Here is a 13,936-nt window from a genome sequence, read left to right on the forward strand (position 1 = left end):
CATGCATTTTCTTGACCAAGCAAAGATCTTCGTCCGCTCGGGCGCGGGCGGCCCCGGCGCCGTCAGTTTCCGGCGCGAGAAGTTCATCGAATATGGCGGCCCCGACGGCGGCAACGGCGGCAAGGGTGGCGACATCATTTTCGAGGCGATTCCCGGCCTCAATACGCTGATCGACTTCCGCTACACCCAGCATTTCCGCGCGCCACGCGGTGCCGGCGGATCTGGGTCGAATCGCACCGGCGCGGGCGGTGACGACCTCATCATCCGCGTACCGATCGGGACACAGGTCCTGTCCGAGGATCAGGAGGAAGTGCTCGCCGACTTCACCGTGCCCGGCGAGCGCGTCGTGTTCCTCCGCGGCGGTGACGGCGGCCGCGGCAATGCGACCTACAAGACCTCGACCAACCGCGCCCCGCGGCAGCACGGCACCGGCTGGCCGTCGCAGGAAATGTACGTCTGGCTGCGGTTGAAGCTGCTGGCCGACGCCGGGCTCGTCGGGCTCCCGAACGCGGGCAAATCCACCTTCATCAACGCGGTGACCAACGCGCAAGCGAAAGTCGGTGCCTATCCCTTCACGACCGTGCGCCCGCAATTGGGCGTGGTCAGCCGCTACAATCGCGAATTCGTGATCGCGGACATCCCCGGCCTGATCGAAGGCGCCGCGGATGGCGCGGGGATCGGCGACCGCTTCCTCGGGCATATCGAGCGGTGCAAGGTGCTGCTCCATCTGGTCGATGCGACAGAGGATAACCCTGTGGATAACTACAGGATCGTCCGTGGAGAACTCGAGGCGTACGGCGCGGGGCTTGTGGATAAGCCGCAGGTGATCGGCCTCAACAAGGTCGACGCGCTCGACCCGGCGGACGTCAAGAAGCTGATCACCAAGCTCAAGCGCGCGAGCAAGGCCGAGGTGCTCCCGCTGTCAGGCGCGAGCGGCGACGGGATCGATGCGGTGCTCGACCGGCTGATCGAGGCGATCGGCCCGGCCGAGACGGTGGCGAAGCGCGAAGACGGCAGCGACGAACCGGCGGAGTGGTCGCCGGTTTAAAGGGGCTGGGGGGCTCTGCGAAAGTGGGTTTACTGATCCCTTGTTTGCTGTTTTCCCGCAAAGGCGGGAATCCAGGGCTCAGTAAAACAACGGCTTACAGCTTGCGCGACTCCTAGGCTCCCGCCTTCGCGGGAGAACAGGTCCGGTTTCGCAAAGGTCTTGCCTTCGCGGGTGACGGTTATCGGCCGACCACCGGAGTCGGCAGGATCGACGTGCCCGAACGGGCGGCGTGGTCGCCGGTTTGAGGGGGGCAGTCCGTCTGGTATAAGGGCGTATGGCAACACATCTCGTTTACCCGCTGCTGACCGCCGAAGCGTTCCTCCAGATCGATTTCGGGGATCAGAAGGCTGAACTCGACAATGGCGTCATCCGCATGATGGCCGGCGGGACGGCGCGGCATGCGCGGGTGCAGGGAAACATCTTCCTTGCGCTCGCGCTCCGGCTGCGGGGGTCGGGATGCACGCCCTATAATTCGGACATGGCGGTTCGGACGCGACCCGATTCGATCCGCTATCCCGATGTCTCGATCTTCTGCGGACACGATGGCGAAAGCGATGATGACGCGATAGCCTTCGACGATCCCCGCGCGGTGTTCGAGGTGCTGTCCGATGGCACCGCCCGGACCGACCTGCGCGTCAAGCTCGACGAATATCGGGCCTTACCGAGCGTCGATACGATCGTCTTCGTCGATATTGCGCACGAACGCGTGCGGATCGTGCAACGCACCGGTCCGGGCGGCTGGGTCGACAACAGCTTTGACGATCCGACCGAGGTGACGATTCCCACCCTCGGCATCGCCATCCCGCACGCCGAGATCTTCGCGCGCGACTGATCCCCGGCCGAGGCCATTGGCGTGGCGGGCGGGTCACGCTAACGCAAACGGACGCATGTCCGTCTTCCCGCCCCCCTCCTGCCCGCGACTGATCGTCAAGGTCGGCTCCGCGCTGCTCGTCGCGCCCGATGGAACGGTGCGGCGCGAGTGGCTCGAAGGGCTGGTCGCCGACATCGCCGACCGTGCCCGTGCCGGACAACAGGTCGCGGTCGTGTCCTCCGGCGCGATCGCGCTCGGCGCGCGCAGGCTCGGCCTTGCCAAAGGTGGTCGTGCGAGTCTCGAGGATGCGCAGGCCGCCGCCGCTACCGGGCAAATCGCGCTGAGCCAGGTCTGGGCCGAAATGCTCGCCGCGCAGGGCCTGACTGCCGCGCAGATGCTGGTGACGCTCGACGATCTGGAAGACCGGCGACGCTATCTCAACGCCGCCGCGACGCTTGGACGGTTGCTGTCGCTCGGCGTGGTGCCGATCATCAATGAGAATGACAGCGTCGCGACCGAGGAGATCCGGTTCGGCGACAACGACCGGCTGGCGGCCCGCGTCGCGCAGGCGGCGGGCGCACAGGGCGTCGTGCTGCTGAGCGACATCGACGGCCTGTACGACCGCAATCCGGCGCTCCCCGGCGCGCAGCATATCGGCCGGATCGAGCGGATCGACGCCGGGATCGAGGCGATGGCGGATCGCGGGTCGGCGTCGGGAATGGGCAGCGGCGGGATGGTCTCGAAGATCGCTGCCGCGCGCATCGCCAACGCCGCGGGGGCGACGCTCGCGATCGTCAGCGGAAAGATCGACCATCCGTTGTCCACCCCCGCGCGCCACAGCGTCTTTCTGCCCGAAAAGAGTGCCACGGCGCGCAAGGCATGGCTCGCGGGCGGCCTCACCGCGATGGGCGAGATCACGATCGACGCAGGCGCCAGTGCGGCGCTCAAGAACGGCAAGAGCCTGCTCGCGGCGGGGGCGACCAGGATCGTCGGCAGCTTCACCCGCGGCGATCTGGTAACCGTCATCGACCCCGAAGGCCGCACGCTCGCGCGCGGCCTGAGCGAATATCACGCCACCGAAGCCGCCGCGATCATCGGTCTTCGCAGCGAGGCGCAAGCCGCCATCCTCGGCTACGCGCCCCGCGCCGCGCTGATCCACCGCAATCATATGGCGCTGCTATGACCCAGAAGATTCTCGCCATCACCGGCGGCACCGGTTTCGTCGGGAGCCGACTGATCGATCTGGCGCTGGCGGCGGGACATACTGTGCGCGCGCTGACACGCCGGCCGCAGCCCGAACGGTCAGGCGTCACGTGGATCCCGGGCGCGCTCGACACGCCCGACGCGCTCGACACGCTGGTCGCGGGTTCGGACGTCGTGCTGCACGTAGCGGGGGTGGTCAACGCGCCCGATCGTGCGGGGTTCGTCGCCGGGAACATCGCCGGCACCCAGGCGGTGGTCGATGCGGCCATGCGCGCGCGGGTCCGCCGGTTCGTTCATGTCTCCTCGCTGGCCGCGCGTGAGCCCGACCTCTCGATCTACGGCTGGTCCAAGCGAGAAGCCGAATCGGTCGTCGCGGCCTCCACGCTCGACTGGACGATGATTCGCCCCCCGGCGATCTACGGACCCGGCGACATGGAGATGCGCGACCTGTTCCGCATGGCGAGCAAGGGGATCGCCTTGCTGCCCCCCGGCGGTCGCCTGTCGGTGATCGAGGTCGGCGATATCGCTACGCTGCTGCTGGCGGTCGCGGAGACCGATCCGGGCAAGCTGATCCTGGAGCCTGACGATGGCCGACCCAATGGCTGGAGCCATGCCGAACTGCTCGGCGCGATGGGCATCGCCGCGGGCCGCAAACGCGTCGTGCCGATCGCCCTCCCCCGCTTCGTCCTCGATCTGATCGCGCGGGGCGATACGATGCTACGCGGAAAGGCGGCGAAGCTGACGCACGACCGCGTCGGCTACATGTGCCATTCCGACTGGACGATCGACCCGGCCAAGCGGCCATCCTCAGATCTATGGACCCCGCAAGTTCCCACCGCGCAGGGCCTCGCCAACACCGCGGCATGGTATCGCGCGAACGGCTTGCTATAGGCGGTGCATAAAGCCGCCGCATTTTGGCGGCACAGCGTACCCAGTTTCAAGGACCGAGCATGAGCGACCGCCAATCCATCTACGACACCGTCACCGCGCAGATCGAGCCGTTCAACAAGAAGGGCGTGACGCTGAGCGACGCGACCACCTTCCAGGGCGATCTCGAATGGGACAGCCTGACCGTGATGGATTTCGTCGCCGCGATCGAAGACGAGTTCGACATCATCATCACGATGAACATGCAGGCCGAAATCGAAACCGTCGGCCAGCTCGTCGACGCCGTCGCCAAGCTCAAGGGCTGATTTTACGATGACCGAAGCCGCTGCCACCGCCCACGCGCTCGCCGAGCCCGAGACTGTCGCCCCGGAACGCGACCTGATGAGCAAGTTCGACGGCCTGATCGCCGAACGTCAGGCGCTGCAGGATACGGGCGTGCGTGACCCGTTCTCGATCGTGATGGACGAGGTCAAGTCGCCGACCGAAGCGGTCATCAAGGGCCGCGACACGATCCTGCTCGGCACGTACAATTACATGGGGATGACGTTCGATCCCGACGTGCTAGCGGCGGGCAAGGACGCGCTCGACAAGTTCGGGTCGGGCACCAACGGCAGCCGGATGCTCAACGGCACCTTCCACGATCATATGGAAGTCGAGCAGGCGCTGCGCGATTTCTACAGCGTCAGCGGCGCGATCGTCTTCTCGACCGGCTATATGGCGAACCTCGGGATGATCTCGACGCTCGTCGGCAAGGGCGAGTACATCATCCTAGACGCGGACAGTCACGCCTCGATCTACGACGGCTGCAAGCAGGGCAATGCCGAGATCGTCCGCTTCCGCCACAATGACGTCGCGGATCTCGACAAGCGGCTCGGCCGCCTGCCCAAGGAAGCGGGCAAGCTCGTCATCCTCGAGGGCGTCTATTCGATGCTCGGCGACATCGCGCCGCTCAAGGAAATGGTTGCGATCGCCAAGAAGCACGGCGCGATGGTGCTATCGGACGAGGCGCATTCGATGGGCTTCTTCGGTCCGAACGGACGCGGCGTGTACGAGGACCAGGGCTGCGAGGCGGACGTCGACTTCATCATCGGCACCTTCTCCAAGTCGGTCGGCACGGTCGGCGGGTTCTGCGTCTCGAATCACCCGAAGTTCGAGGCGATCCGCATGGCGTGCCGCCCGTACATCTTCACCGCATCGCTGCCGCCGTCGGTCGTCGCCACCGCCGCGACCTCGATCCGCAAGCTGATGCACGCGCACGACAAGCGCCGCCAGCTCTGGGAAAACGCGCGCGCGCTGCACGGCGGGCTCAAGGCGCTCGGGTTCCGACTCGGCACCGAGACGCCGCAGTCGGCGATCCTCGCGATCATCCTCGAGGACCAGACGCAGGCGGTCGCGATGTGGCAGTCGCTGCTCGAGGGCGGGCTGTACGTCAACATGGCGCGTCCCCCAGCCACGCCGGCGGGGACCTACCTGCTGCGCTGCTCGCTGTGCGCCGAGCATACGCCTGCCCAGATCGCCACAGTACTTCGGATGTTTGAAGCCGCCGGTCGGGCGGTTGGCGTGATCGCCTAATGTCGTTACGGGCGCAACCGCCCCTATCAACGGACCTGACCATCGGCTAAGATCGCGTAATGACCGGGGACATGGGCGAGACGGCGGGGGGCGCGGCGTCGGGCACGACGTGGCGCTCTTTCGCGCTGGTGACGATGGCGATACTCGGCGTGCTGGTGCTCGTCGCGCTCAGCTGGACGTTGCGGGAAGCAGACCGGCAACGGGATCGCGCCCTGGCTCTTCAGAAGCATAGCTATGAAGTGATGATCCTGTCGGCCAACCTGTCCGGCACGCTCGCTCGCGCCGAGGCGTCCCTCGGACGATACGTCATCAGCGTCGACGATCGTCTGGGCCAGGCCTATTCGGCCGATTGGCAACTGGCCTCCCAGCAGATCAGCCGCCTGAAGCAGATCACGCACGACAATCCCGACCAACAAGGGGCGATCGAAGCGTTGCGGCGGGCATTCCGGGTGCGCAGCAACGAACTCGGCGATATCGCGCTGAACACGTTCTACAAGCGCAACGATCAGGCGCTGGCGTTGTATTATAAGGCCCGCCAGGCCCCATCGCGCATGGCGATCGACACGTTGCTCGACACGATCGGGACTCAGGAACGCACCGTACTCGACCAGCGCACCGGCGCAGCGCTTGCATCGGTCGCCCGTTCCAGTGCCATCGCGAGCACGCTCGGCGTTTTTGGCGTCCTGATCCTGCTTGGCGCGCTGGCAATGGGCTGGATGACGGTCACCGCGCTCGGTCAACGCGCGGCCGCCCGGGCGGAGGCAGAAACCGAGCGCGACCGCTCGTTGGAGCTGGAGGCTGCGGTCGCCAAGGCATCGGCGGAATTGCTCAAGCAGGAAGCCAAGCTGCGGCAGGTTCAGAAGCTCGAGGCCGTCGGGCAGTTGACCGGCGGTATCGCGCATGACTTCAACAATATGCTGGCGGTCGTGATTGGCGGGCTGGAGCTGGCGCGCCGGCATGTCGGCGATGATCCGCAAGCCGCGCAACGCCATATTGCAAACGCAGCCGAAGGCGCGGATCGGGCGGCCGCCCTCACCCGACGCCTGCTCGCCTTTTCGCGCGAGGAATCCCTGCGATCGGAAACACTCGATCCGGCAACGCTGATTGGCGGCATGTCGGACTTGCTCGACCGCACGCTCGGGGATGGAATAACCGTCGTCGTGCGGCACGAATCGGACGGAGGCTGGATGGTCCGGTCCGATCGCATCCAGCTGGAGAACGCCGTTCTCAACCTCGCGGTCAACGCCCGCGACGCGATGGATGGACGCGGCCAGCTCACCATCACCGTGTCGCATGCGACTTTTGCCCAGGGTGACATCGGCACATGCGCTGCCGGAGACTTTATCGCGCTTGCCGTGTGCGACACCGGGTGCGGCATGCCGCCTGAATTGGTCGAGCGGGTGTTCGAGCCGTTCTTCACGACGAAGCCCTCCGGCAAGGGTACCGGGCTGGGGCTGAGCCAGGTTTTTGCCTTCGTGCGGCAAGCCGCCGGCGAAGTGGTTCTGGAATCGACCGTCGGCGTGGGAACGACGGTCACCTTATACCTGCCGCGCCACATTGCGCCGACCACGACCTCGGTGATCGGTGCATTCCCGGCGGCGGCCAAGCCGGAGCGCACCGCGCTCGACATTTTCGTGGTGGAAGACGACCCGCGGGTACTCAACGCGACCATGGGCGCGCTGGAGGAACTCGGGCACCGGGCGGTCGCGTGCGACGATCCGATCATTGCGCCCGGCGTGCTCGACGGCCTCGGCAACGTCGATCTGATCATCTCGGACGTCCTGATGCCGGGGCGTACGGGGCCCGAGCTGATCGACACCGTCACCCCGCAGCGGCCCGACATGGCCGTCCTGTTCGTCACCGGCTATGCGGGAGAAGCCGGCGGAGAAGCCCAGTTCGGCGGGCGCCACGTGCTGCGCAAACCGTTTACGCTGGCGGGCCTGGCCCGCGCCATCGACGCCGCCGTACAGGATCGTCCTCCGCACCCCGTCGACAGCATTGCCGCCGAATAACAGCCTGGTGGCGGACTTCCTCGCAAGCCGGGACAAGGATTAGGTAGCTCCGCCCGCATCGCCACGATATAGCCGGCGCATACCCGGCATCCGCACGGGTCAGAGGCCCTCTTCCTGCCATCATGAAGTCCATCGACCGCTACATGGCCCGGCTTATCGCGGTGCCGCTGTTTTCGACGCTGATCATCTCCGCGATGCTGCTGGTGCTCGACCGGATGTTGCGGTTGTTCGACTTCGTTGCGACCGAAGGCGGGCCGGTCAGCGTGGTGTGGCGCATGCTCGCCAACCTGCTCCCGGAATATCTAGGTCTCGGTATCCCGATCGGACTGATGCTCGGCATCTTGCTTGCCTTCCGAAAGCTCGCCACGTCGTCCGAGCTCGACGTGATGCGGGCGGTGGGGATGAGCTATCCGCGGTTGCTGCGCGTTCCGTACATGTATGCGATCGCGCTCGGCGCGATCAATCTGGCGATTGTTGGCTTCGTCCAGCCGGATGCGCGCTATGCCTACGAAAAGCTGCGGTATGAGCTGCGTACGGGCGCGCTCGGGGCATCGATCAAAGTGGGCGAGTTCACGCATTTCGGCAACGACATGACCCTGCGGATCGAACAAAGCCATGAATCCGGACGCAGACTTTCCGGGATCTTCCTGCGGCGTGACGACAAGAAAGGCGGATCGATCGCGATCACGGCTGCCAACGGCCAGTTCTTCGCGACGGACAATCCCGACGAGATCATATTCCGGCTCGACGAGGGAACGCTGGTGCGGACCGAGGCGAAGGTCCCGACGCCACGCGTGCTGCGCTTCACGGTGTTCGATCTGCCGATCCCACTTCCAAAGACGGAGAATTTCCGCGTCCGGGGGGCCGAGAACCTCGAACGGACCCTGCCCGAATTGGCGCGTATCGGCAGCGACCGGGCCGCGCCGCGGGAATTGCGCGATACCAGCCGCGCCGCCTTCCACTTCCGCACCGCCGAGGTTCTGACGATCCTGTTGCTGCCGCTGCTAGCAATTTCCCTGGGCGTCCCGCCGAAACGCTCGACATCGGCGCTGGGCGTCTTCCTGTCGATCATCATGATCGTCGCCTATCACAAGGTCAACGAGTACGCCCAAGCCGTCGGCGGCCTTGGCAAGATTGATCCGCTGGTCGCGATCTGGGTACCGTTTCTGATTTTCGCAGGGCTTACGCTCTGGATGTTCCACACCATTGCCTTCGTTCCGGGCGGTCAGCCGATCGGTGCGCTGGAGCGCGTGTTTGCAAAGCTTGGCAAGGCGATCCTCAAGCTGCTTCCGGGCCGCCGGGAGAAGACAGCATGATCCGCGCCCTGTTCCCGTCGCGAACCATCGCCATCTACATGGGACGCATGTTCCTGATCCGGACCTTCGCGGTACTGGCGATGCTCGTCCTCATTCTCCAGGCGCTCGACCTGCTCAGCGAATCGGGCCACATCCTTGCGCATCCCGGCAACGGCGAACCGCAGGTGTGGCAGTATCTGACGCTGCGGATCCCGGAGATCATTGCGCAATTCCTGCCCTTCTCGGTGTTGCTTGGTACGATCATCACCCTGTCCACGCTCAACCAGAACAGTGAGGTCATCGCGCTGAAGGCGTCCGGCCTGTCGGCGCACCAGGTGCTGGCGCCGCTGTTGATCACCAGCCTCGGCGTTGCCCTCATCTCGTTCACGTTCAATGACCGGGTCGTCAGCCGTGCCACCGCAACGCTCGATGCCTGGCAGAAGGTCGAATACGGTCCGATGCCGATCGATCGCGGCGACCGGACCAACGTCTGGGTGCGCGATGGTGACGATCTGATCCAGGTCGAGCGCGTACGCGGCATGGGCGACCACGCCAAGCTGACCAACGTCACGCTGTTCGACCGCACCAACGGGTCCCTCGTCGCGATCGTTACCGGTCAGAACGGCGTGCGCGACGGCCATGGCTGGAAACTTACGCCAGCGACGCGATTCGATGTCGCGACTGGCAAGAAGACACAACTTCCGGCCATCGTCATCGGGCAGTCTGTCCGCCCAGATCAGTTCACCTTGGCGACGATCGACGCGGGCGGCTTGTCGTTCGGTGCATTGCGATCCGCGATCGCGGATCTTGGTGCGGGCGGGCGTCCGACCAAGGCCCTCGAAGGTGCGATGTGGCATAAATTGTCAGCGCCGTTGTCGTCGATCCTCATGCCGCTACTGGGTGCCGTCGCCGCCTTTGGCCTGGCACGATCGGGAAAGCTGTTTGTCCGCGCCGTGATCGGGATGATGCTGGGATTTCTCTATTTCGTCGCCGACAACTTCGCGCTCGCGATGGGTAACATCGGCGCGTATCCGCCGTTCCTGGCAGCTTGGGCGCCGTTCCTGCTGTTCTTCATGATCGGCGAAGCGGTGTTGATCCGAACCGAGGAATGACGGGGGTCAGACGGCTGAACCCGCAACCCGTAGCGTTGCTGACGCGGCACCGGCTTCACGCTCACACGCTGGCCGGCACCAACGACAGGCCGCGTAGCCCCCGGACTGTTTATGGAACGGTAGACGATGGCCGAACCGTTCGTCCGACGTCTGGTCGAACCGTTGCTACGGGCACTCTGCCAAGATCCCTGCCCGCTCCCGGCACCCGTCGGATGCCGTGCGCGACCCTAGCGGGCGCGGACCATCGTGCTGCGCACCAGCCGGGCAACCAGGCCAGGAAGCCCCGCATAGTTCGATTTGTGATACGGCGAGTCCGGTGCGAGCGTCGCGACCAGGCGCCGATGCGCCTCGTTGAGGGCATGATACGGAACGCTCGGCAGCAGGTGATGCAGCGCGTGATAGCGCAGGCCCACGGGTGCCCAAAGCACCGGCAGAAGCGCAGGCGGCGGCACGTTGACGGTATCTAGATACTGCGCCGTGACCGTCATCGTTTCCCCGTCGTTGTCCCAAAGATGCGCGACCAGAGTCCGCACCTGGTTCAGGACATAGACGCCGGAGGCAACGCCAAGCGCAATCGCGAACATGTGCAACGGGAACACGCCGGCCACTACCGAAGCTATCAGGCCGATTGCCCATACGCTGCACGCGCCCTCGAGCCAGCGCCATTGCGCCGCCACTTCGCCTTCGGGCATGCGCCGACGGAACTGCGGATTGATCGACAACGACGAAAAGCGCGAAACCAGCAGGGTCCGCATGCCCGGCACGACCAGCGACAACGGCGTCAGCACCGCATAGCGGAACAGCAAGGCCATCGGCGCGAGGATCGAGGACACCAGGAACAACGGCAGGGTCCACGGCTCCATATGCGCCAGCGGTAGATACTCGGGATCTTCCGCTGTCCCATACCGCGTCTTGGCGTGGTGAAGGTTGTGCACGCCTTCATACATGAAGGACGGCACCAGCAGCGGAACGCCGACCACCGTGTTGAAGCCCAACCGGAACCCGGGCACCGCGCTATGCTTCATGTGCGACACTTCGTGGATGAACATACCCGCCCGATACAGGCCGAGAATCGCCACCACCGCCGCAACCAGGGCCCAGCCAACCGACCCGATCGTCATTGCGACGACGAGGCCCGCATAACCCACCGCAGCCGAAGCCAGCAGGTCGGTCCAGTAGATAGCGGGCTTGGGGGCATTCAGGTCGCGCGTAAGCTCGACCACCGCCCGCAGCATCGCCTTGTCGTCGGTGATGGCCGACAACGGCACGCGCGAAGGCGGCGTCGAGCGCTCATCGGCGCGGCGGTCGAAGGTCAGCATCGTTGTCGTCATGGAGGTAGCCATTGCAGGAAGATAGTGGCTAGATCTTGGCAAAAACAGGGGTCCAAGCCGTATCGGCCATGCAACGACTTGACTTAGCGTACCGGGCGCGGGAGGGCGCATGCTTTCAGCAAGGTGACTTATCCCGTGACCAGTGCTTCCATCGCCATTCGCCCGATCGCCAGCAAGGCTGATCGGAAGCAGTTCGTCGATCTCCCGTTCCGACTGTATAAGGGCGATCCCAACTGGGTGCCGCCGCTGAAAGGCGAAGCGCTCGGCCTGATCACGCCCGAAAAAAACGGCTGGTTCAGCCATGCCAAGGCGCAGCTGTTTCTCGCCGAACGCGGCGGCAAGGTCGTCGGGCGAGTCGCCGCGCACATCGACACGCTCGCGCTGACCATGAACCCCGCGCAGGGCTTCGGCCCGGGGTGCGGACAGTTCGGCCTGCTCGATGCCGAGGATGGAATCGTCGCCAACGCGTTAATTACTGCTGCCGAAGGCTGGTTGCGGCATCAAGGCATGAACCGCGTGCTCGGACCGATCAGCATGTCGGTATGGGAAGAGCCCGGACTCCTCGTCGACGGATATGATCACCCCCCGACGATCATGATGGGCCACGCCAAGCCCGAATATCGCGACTGGATCGAGAATGCAGGGTACACGCGGGTCAAGGAACTGCTTACCTACGAACTCGACATCACGCTTCCCTTCCCGCCGCTGCTGCAACGGATCATCGCTTCGGGCGAAAAGAACCCGCGGATTCGCATCCGCGAGGTCGACAAGACCAAGTTCGACGAAGAAGCGGCGATCATCCTCGCCATTCTGAACGACGCCTGGTCCGACAATTGGGGCTTCGTTCCGCTGACGGAGCCTGAGATCAAGGACGTTGGCGTCAAGCTCAAGCCCATCGTCTTCAACGACCTGATCCGGATCGCCGAAGTGGACGGACGGCCGGTCGCGTTCATGATCACTTTGCCCGACCTGAACGAGGCGATCGCCCCGCTGAACGGCAATCTGCTGCCGTTCGGCTGGGCCAAACTGCTGCTGTGGTTGCGCAAGCCCAAGGTCAAGACGATGCGCGTGCCGTTGATGGGCGTGCTCAAGGAGTTGCAGTCGTCCCGCATGGCGAGCCAGCTCGCCTTCATGATGATCGAATATATCAAGCGCGCCTCGGTCGCCAATTACGGCGCGACCCGCGGCGAGATCGGCTGGATCCTCGAGGACAATCAGGGAATGCGCTCGATCGCCGATGCCATCGGGTGCCATGTGAACAAGCGGTACTGGATCTACGAAAAGGCGCTGTAGCGCCGTCGGGGCGGCGGGCTTGCGGCGGACGGGCCGCAAGCCCCCTCCGCTCATTTGGCAGTCGGGTCGAAGCCTTCCGCAAGCCACTGCGCGCGTGTTTTGCATGTCCGATACACGATATGCGACCCGGTCGGGGTATCGACGATGCAATAGCGCTGAGGGTTGGAGGCATCCGCCGTCTGGGACGGTGCGTTCGACGACACGGCGGTCGGCGCGGCCGCTCCGCCATCGGGCTTGGCGTGATCGCGAGCAACGGCTGGGCTAGCGGCCGCTACCGCGCCTCCGACGAGCATAGCTACGAGCTTGAACATGATTTCCTCCGCATACCGTTGCCAGGATTGGCGCCGGTATGCGTGTTACTGCATTATGCGTGCCATACACCTCGCACGTGCGATTTCCATCACTTAGTGACCTTTCGTTACGAGGCCGCTGGGATATCTTGCCAACATTGCGAAAGTTTCGCCATTCTATGGTGCGACGTCCGGTTGGCTTGGATACCGATGGGTAATCTCTTTCCGCCAGGCCGCGCGGCTTCCCCGCAGCTGGCCTAACACCGCCAGCGCAGACCGATCTGATGGCCTTTACCGTCTGCGTTACCGCAGTGTGACCCAGGTCGGCGCGTGATCGCTGGCTTTCTCGCGCGCGCGATAATCCTTGTCGACACCGGCGTCGGTCAGCCGATCTGCCGCGATGGGGCTGAGCAGCAGGTGGTCGATCCGGAAGCCTGCGTCGCGCTGCCAGGCGCCGGCCTGATAGTCCCAGAAGGTCCAAACACCGCCCCCGGGATGCCGCGTGCGCAATGCGTCCGTCCAACCTTGCGCGATCAGCGCGCGCAGGCCAGCGCGGCTTTCGGGCTGCATCAACGCGTCTTCCTGCATCGCCCTGACGGAATAGGTATCGTCGTCATTGGGAATGACGTTGTAATCACCTGCCAGCACGACCGGGCGCTCCTCCGCCAACAAGTCCCGCGCGCGTGCGGAGAGCCGGTCGATCCAGCGCAGCTTGTAATCGAATTTGGGTCCTGGGCGCGGGTTGCCGTTCGGGAGGTAGATCGACGCAACGATCAAATCGTCGATCTCGACTTCGAGATAGCGGCTGTGGTCGTCTTCGGGTTCGCCGGCGAGACCACGCTGGCGCTCGACGGGTTCGGCCCCGCGCGCCAGGATCGCGACCCCGTTCCAGCTTTTCTGACCGTGCCAGACCACGCCATATCCGGCAGCCCGAATGTCGGCCTCGGGAAAGGTTTCGTCGCTGGTCTTAAGTTCCTGGAGGCACACCACATCGGGCTGCTGCTCTGCCAGATATTCCAGCAAACGCGGCAGACGCGCCTTGATGCCATTGATATTGTAGGTGACGATTTTCACGTGCGGG

Annotated in this window: 13 protein-coding genes; 10 read left to right on the forward strand and 3 right to left on the reverse strand. The window is 64.8% G+C overall.

Going from position 1 to position 13,936, the window contains the following annotated elements; genetic code table 11:
- Nucleotide 1: 1 nt before the first annotated feature.
- The 9 genes from obgE (at nt 2) to lptG (ending at nt 9,941) form a co-directional block, all read left to right on the forward strand.
- The gene (gene obgE / locus L8G49_RS03710) at nt 2-1,048 is read left to right on the forward strand and encodes a GTPase ObgE (protein ID WP_242137666.1); all 1,047 of its coding nucleotides are present in this window, start codon (nt 2-4) and stop codon (nt 1,046-1,048) included.
- Between the two features lie 274 nt (nt 1,049-1,322).
- Nucleotides 1,323-1,880: a Uma2 family endonuclease gene (locus tag L8G49_RS03715; RefSeq protein ID WP_242182527.1), complete on the forward strand. Its 558-nt coding sequence runs from the start codon at nt 1,323-1,325 to the stop codon at nt 1,878-1,880.
- 55 nt (nt 1,881-1,935) lie between these two features.
- Nucleotides 1,936-3,042, forward strand: a complete 1,107-nt coding sequence (proB, locus tag L8G49_RS03720; protein WP_242182529.1) for a glutamate 5-kinase — start codon at nt 1,936-1,938, stop codon at nt 3,040-3,042.
- A complete protein-coding gene (locus L8G49_RS03725) occupies nt 3,039-3,953 on the forward strand; it encodes an NAD(P)H-binding protein (RefSeq protein WP_242182531.1) in 915 nt (304 codons plus the stop codon). The genes proB and L8G49_RS03725 overlap by 4 nt, the downstream gene beginning before the upstream one ends.
- Before the next feature lie 59 nt (nt 3,954-4,012).
- Nucleotides 4,013-4,255 (forward strand): acyl carrier protein, encoded by a 243-nt coding sequence (locus L8G49_RS03730; protein ID WP_010162746.1) that lies wholly within the window; start codon nt 4,013-4,015, stop codon nt 4,253-4,255.
- Between the two features lie 7 nt (nt 4,256-4,262).
- On the forward strand, nt 4,263-5,522 hold the full coding sequence (locus L8G49_RS03735) for an aminotransferase class I/II-fold pyridoxal phosphate-dependent enzyme (protein WP_242182533.1): 1,260 nt from the start codon (nt 4,263-4,265) through the stop codon (nt 5,520-5,522).
- Between the two features lie 59 nt (nt 5,523-5,581).
- Nucleotides 5,582-7,534, forward strand: a complete 1,953-nt coding sequence (locus L8G49_RS03740; protein ID WP_242182535.1) for an ATP-binding protein — start codon at nt 5,582-5,584, stop codon at nt 7,532-7,534.
- 143 nt (nt 7,535-7,677) lie between these two features.
- A complete protein-coding gene (locus L8G49_RS03745; RefSeq protein WP_242137672.1) occupies nt 7,678-8,850 on the forward strand; it encodes an LptF/LptG family permease in 1,173 nt (390 codons plus the stop codon).
- Entirely contained in the window at nt 8,847-9,941 is a 1,095-nt protein-coding gene (gene lptG, locus L8G49_RS03750) for an LPS export ABC transporter permease LptG (RefSeq protein ID WP_242137673.1), read from the forward strand. The genes L8G49_RS03745 and lptG overlap by 4 nt, the downstream gene beginning before the upstream one ends.
- A gap of 227 nt (nt 9,942-10,168) precedes the next feature.
- Here lptG and L8G49_RS03755 read toward each other — a convergent pair whose 3' ends face one another.
- The gene (locus L8G49_RS03755; protein WP_242182537.1) at nt 10,169-11,284 is read right to left on the reverse strand and encodes a fatty acid desaturase; all 1,116 of its coding nucleotides are present in this window, start codon (nt 11,282-11,284) and stop codon (nt 10,169-10,171) included.
- 123 nt (nt 11,285-11,407) lie between these two features.
- On the opposite strand from L8G49_RS03755, the gene L8G49_RS03760 reads away from it, so the two are divergent.
- Nucleotides 11,408-12,565, forward strand: a complete 1,158-nt coding sequence (locus tag L8G49_RS03760; RefSeq protein ID WP_242182539.1) for an N-acetyltransferase — start codon at nt 11,408-11,410, stop codon at nt 12,563-12,565.
- A gap of 50 nt (nt 12,566-12,615) precedes the next feature.
- Here L8G49_RS03760 and L8G49_RS03765 read toward each other — a convergent pair whose 3' ends face one another.
- Nucleotides 12,616-12,876, reverse strand: coding sequence for a hypothetical protein (locus tag L8G49_RS03765; RefSeq protein ID WP_242182541.1), 261 nt, complete (start codon nt 12,874-12,876; stop codon nt 12,616-12,618).
- 282 nt (nt 12,877-13,158) lie between these two features.
- Nucleotides 13,159-13,929, reverse strand: a complete 771-nt coding sequence (gene xth, locus L8G49_RS03770) for an exodeoxyribonuclease III (protein ID WP_242182543.1) — start codon at nt 13,927-13,929, stop codon at nt 13,159-13,161.
- Between the last annotated feature and the right edge of the window lie 7 nt (nt 13,930-13,936).

The sequence above is a fragment of the Sphingomonas sp. CARO-RG-8B-R24-01 genome (assembly GCF_022662295.1).
Taxonomy (GTDB): Bacteria; Pseudomonadota; Alphaproteobacteria; order Sphingomonadales; family Sphingomonadaceae; genus Sphingomonas.

Excerpts from the sequence above, each read along its gene's own strand:
- L8G49_RS03740 (WP_242182535.1), top strand. The coding sequence starts at position 5,582 with ATGACCGGGGACATGGGCGAGACGGCGGGGGGCGCGGCGTCGGGCACG.
- L8G49_RS03755 (WP_242182537.1), bottom strand. The coding sequence starts at position 11,284 with ATGGCTACCTCCATGACGACAACGATGCTGACCTTCGACCGCCGCGCC.
- obgE (WP_242137666.1), top strand. The coding sequence starts at position 2 with ATGCATTTTCTTGACCAAGCAAAGATCTTCGTCCGCTCGGGCGCGGGC.
- L8G49_RS03765 (WP_242182541.1), bottom strand. The coding sequence starts at position 12,876 with ATGTTCAAGCTCGTAGCTATGCTCGTCGGAGGCGCGGTAGCGGCCGCT.
- L8G49_RS03725 (WP_242182531.1), top strand. The coding sequence starts at position 3,039 with ATGACCCAGAAGATTCTCGCCATCACCGGCGGCACCGGTTTCGTCGGG.
- lptG (WP_242137673.1), top strand. The coding sequence starts at position 8,847 with ATGATCCGCGCCCTGTTCCCGTCGCGAACCATCGCCATCTACATGGGA.
- L8G49_RS03735 (WP_242182533.1), top strand. The coding sequence starts at position 4,263 with ATGACCGAAGCCGCTGCCACCGCCCACGCGCTCGCCGAGCCCGAGACT.
- L8G49_RS03745 (WP_242137672.1), top strand. The coding sequence starts at position 7,678 with ATGGCCCGGCTTATCGCGGTGCCGCTGTTTTCGACGCTGATCATCTCC.
- L8G49_RS03715 (WP_242182527.1), top strand. The coding sequence starts at position 1,323 with ATGGCAACACATCTCGTTTACCCGCTGCTGACCGCCGAAGCGTTCCTC.
- proB (WP_242182529.1), top strand. The coding sequence starts at position 1,936 with ATGTCCGTCTTCCCGCCCCCCTCCTGCCCGCGACTGATCGTCAAGGTC.
- L8G49_RS03730 (WP_010162746.1), top strand. The coding sequence starts at position 4,013 with ATGAGCGACCGCCAATCCATCTACGACACCGTCACCGCGCAGATCGAG.